The organism is Peribacillus sp. SIMBA_075, assembly GCF_046534585.1.
This window is the reverse complement of the sequence record NZ_JAWRYN010000087.1, coordinates 1-3,857: the sequence shown is the minus strand read 5'-3', so window position 1 is coordinate 3,857 and position 3,857 is coordinate 1. Positions and strand designations below refer to the sequence as shown.

Here is a 3,857-nt window from a genome sequence, read left to right as displayed (position 1 = left end):
CAACGGCTAACCTGAATGTCCGTACAGGTCCTTCTACTGCTAATAAAATTATAGCAACAGTTAAACAGGGCACAAAGCTAACGGTTACTGGAAAAAGTGAGAATGGATGGCTAAAGGTAAGCTTAAATGGTCAAACAGGTTATGTTAGTGGCCAATATGTAAAGGTATCCAATCCTTCATCTAGTACAGCAACTGTAACCTATACAGCAACGGCTAACCTGAATGTCCGTACAGGTCCTTCTACTGCTAATAAAATTATAGCAACAGTTAAACAGGGCACAAAGTTAATGGTTACTGGAAAAAGTGAGAATGGATGGCTAAAGGTAAGCTTAAATGGTCAAGCAGGTTATGTTAGTGGCCAATATGTAAAAATATCCAATCCTTCATCTAGTACAGCAACTGTAACCTATACAGCAACGGCTAACCTGAATGTCCGTACAGGTCCTTCTACTGCTAATAAAATTATAGCAACAGTTAAACAGGGCACAAAGTTAATGGTTACTGGAAAAAGTGAGAATGGATGGCTAAAGGTAAGCTTAAATGGTCAAACAGGTTATGTTAGTGGCCAATATGTAAAAATATCCAATCCTTCATCTGACGACATTCAGGTTGTTGCAAAGCCAGAAAGTATTCCAGTGCTAGTCAATAAAAAAAATAAGCTACCAGAAAACTATGTACCAAAAGACTTAGTATATACATCAATACCGTTTACTTTTAAAGAAAAGACGGAAAAGAGAAAAATGCGAAGTGAAGCAGCAGCTGCCATTAGCAAATTATTTGCGGAATCCAAGAAGCAGGGAGTAAGTCTTCTCGGTGTATCTGCATACAGATCACATGCTACACAAGTTGCTCTATTTGATTATTATGTAAAAAGGGATGGTTATGCCAAAGCAATCACATACAGTGCATTACCTGGAACAAGTGAGCATGAAACAGGCCTTGCTATTGACGTGACAGGCGGCAATGGTAAATGCGCGGCAGAGGATTGCTTTGGAGGTACTAAAGAAGCAAAATGGTTACAGGCACATGCAGATGATTATGGATTTATTATCCGTTACCCTAAAGGAAAAGAATCAGTCACTGGGTATAAATATGAACCATGGCATCTTCGATATGTAGGTAAACCAATAGCTCAAACTATTATGAGCCAAGGACTTACTCTTGAAGAATATTATTATACTAGAGCCGTTCAAAACTAAAGAAATGCTCCTAAAGATATATAGGTTCTAGTGCAAAAACTTTAATAAATTATACGCAATGAATAGCCTCTTCAAAAACTTGATGAGGCTTTTTATATTTAGGTATACTATCTAGATCTATGATAATGTAAAAGGAATAGACAAATAATGTGCTTTTCTTAATGGCGAAGAAGCAAGTGAACCTTCAAAGGATTAGGTTCTATAACTCTTAAACCAAAGACAGACCCACAAAAGCAAAGTGTATATATGGATCAAACACTTTATGAAAAAATTGGTGGAGAAGAAGCGATAGCAAAAGTTGTGGACTACTTTTACAACGAGTTGGTGCTTAAGGATGATACAGTTAATCATTTTTTTGAAAAAACGGATATGGAAAAACAACGCAGTCATCAGACAAAATTTATTAGTTTTGCATTAGGTGGTCCAAAACAATATTCTGGACAATCAATGGCAAAAGCTCACCAGGGAAAAGTTAAGGGGGCTGAAACTGTTAAAGGGGGGAAAAGTCATAAAAAAACCCTAGATTCAGCTGGTGTTCCCAAATCTGTGCAAAAAAATGTAAAGAAAACAGCTGATTTTAAAAAGGGATTAGAAAAACAAGAAAAATTAGATAAAGAACGTAAGAAAATCAATAAATTGTCTTGGTATCAGATAGTATCAAGCCCCTCAGTTTTGATAACAATGGCAGCTTTAGTAGGTTTAACAGTAGCTAAATTATTAACATTTCCTAAATTAATATTTGGGTAGGAGGAAATTATGATATCGCTTAATAGAATTTTAAAATTGCGTGATTTAGAAATTTTCCATGTATTAAAAAATGGAAATATTTTATCTTATGTAGTAATTGAAGATACTAGAAATCCATTTACAGAAGAAGATAAAAAACTAGAACCATTATGTTATATGGACGAAGAAGATATTAACAAGATTTTAAATGTTTTTAGGATTTCATTAATTAATGATGAAAAATTAAATGAAGAAGATTCAATTCTCCTAAGATCGTACTTTTCGGATTTTGTTAATAATACAAATTTAACAAATTTTATTATTAAGGAATATATTCAAGAAGATTTGTATGATAATGAAGATGATATAAAATCTTTTAATAAAATTTTACAAAATATAGGTTCAAATTATATTATTGAAGAATTTGATGAAAGAAATTGGATTTATTTATCTCAAGATTAAAATATAAACATATAGAAATCCAAAACGCTATAAATCCTTTTATATCAGGGCTTATAGCGTTTTTTTTATCCTCTCAAGGGTTTATAATAATTTTCGTAGTTATCAGATTTAATAACTACGAAAACTATAAAAAAAATAGACACCTTTGACAGAATTCCATAAATAGCCTTGCTTTTAGTGCTATCCCTTAAGGTTCGTACGAAAAAATCGATAAAAGCTCCTTAGGAACCAAATATGGAGCTTTCAGGGGTATACAGAGGCTAGATTATCTTTTTTATGTATTTCTATAACAACAAAGAATGGTAATTCAGGTACCTGGGACTGGTTCAACGTTCTTATAAGTTCCACAATTTCTGGTAAGATGCTTTATGTAAACTAAAGCATTAAATATGCAAAGACTATAGGATTTTTCCTTTTTCTATAGTTTTACGTTATAGCGTAAAGACCCAATAAAAACAAAATCAAGTGGGAGATTAACATTATATACATTTGAAGTAAATGAAAACGCACAACGATTTTATGAAAAGAATGGATTTAAAATCATTGGTAGAGGACACGAAAATGAAGAAAATTTACCTGATATTCAATATGAATGGATATCAAAATAAACAATGTTAACGGAGACTCCTATAGCTTTTTTATACCTGTAAAATTTCTACTCGTTCTTTAGGTCTCTGTAAAAAAAAGAGTCGGCTTCACTTCTAGATTAATAACATCACTAAAGTCGCAAGGGGCTATTAATTTCACATTATCCCTTTCATCTAATTTTACTCCTAAAGCTGTTGCTGTTTTTGGGAACCTGGAAATAGCATCAACGGCAGAAGAATAGGGAGGCATATTACTTTTAATGTGAATTCTTACTTCATTCTTTACAGACCAAGGAATGTTCGGCATAAGGGTTTTAAGCATTTCCTCAAATTTCTTTTCCATTAATTCATCAATATTTGTAGGGTCAAAGAAAATTAAATCAATATCTGGGATTGGAGTTCTTTCATTGAAATTATGTAATGTTCCCATATTTTTGAACGAACAAATCCAGCACATATCCATCAATCAGGTAAATTTAACGATTTTGCTGCTTTTAGTATGTTCATCATCCATTGATCTTCTGTAATAAGCTCAAAGATTTTTTCCTCATTTATCACTGTAAAATTACTCCATAAAATGTATATTACTTTTTAATAATTCGTTAACCTTGAATGCTTATCCTTCTTCAACTATCCTGCCCCTCATATAAAAAAAAGCTGCCATAAAGACAGCTCCGATCTTCAGCTAACGCACCCGAGTTCATTAGGAAAAGCGAACCTTATTAAAAGAATCGCGCCCTACTTTGGAACAAAAACCGGTTGACATAAAGCTAATTTTAGGAAGTTTCAACTATATTCTTTTTCGTTTTTTACTGGTATAATATGGATGATTTTGTTAATGAGAGGGGAGAAAAAGATGAATCAACTTGTATTTAAGCAATTT

2 protein-coding genes and 3 pseudogenes are annotated in these 3,857 nt (G+C 32.7%); 4 read left to right on the top strand and 1 reads right to left on the bottom strand.

Going from position 1 to position 3,857, the window contains the following annotated elements; translation table 11 throughout:
- The 4 genes and pseudogenes from SB775_RS27205 to SB775_RS27190 all read left to right on the top strand — a co-directional run.
- Positions 1-1,199: SH3 domain-containing protein (locus tag SB775_RS27205; protein ID WP_410864249.1), on the top strand; the 1,199-nt coding region annotated here is incomplete at its 5' end.
- A 246-nt stretch (positions 1,200-1,445) separates the two neighbouring features.
- Positions 1,446-1,667, top strand: a pseudogene (locus SB775_RS27200) (group I truncated hemoglobin); the annotation flags it as partial.
- A gap of 288 nt (positions 1,668-1,955) precedes the next feature.
- Entirely contained in the window at positions 1,956-2,387 is a 432-nt protein-coding gene (locus SB775_RS27195) for a terpene synthase (protein WP_410864248.1), read from the top strand.
- Between the two features lie 458 nt (positions 2,388-2,845).
- Positions 2,846-2,995: pseudogene (locus SB775_RS27190) on the top strand (GNAT family N-acetyltransferase); the annotation flags it as partial.
- 61 nt (positions 2,996-3,056) lie between these two features.
- Here the strand turns inward: SB775_RS27190 and SB775_RS27185 are convergent.
- Positions 3,057-3,484 (bottom strand): annotated as a pseudogene (locus SB775_RS27185) (nucleotidyltransferase family protein); the annotation flags it as partial.
- Positions 3,485-3,857: the final 373 nt, after the last annotated feature.

Coding starts and splice junctions, on each gene's coding strand:
- SB775_RS27195 (WP_410864248.1), top strand. CDS start 1,956: ATGATATCGCTTAATAGAATTTTAAAATTGCGTGATTTAGAAATTTTC.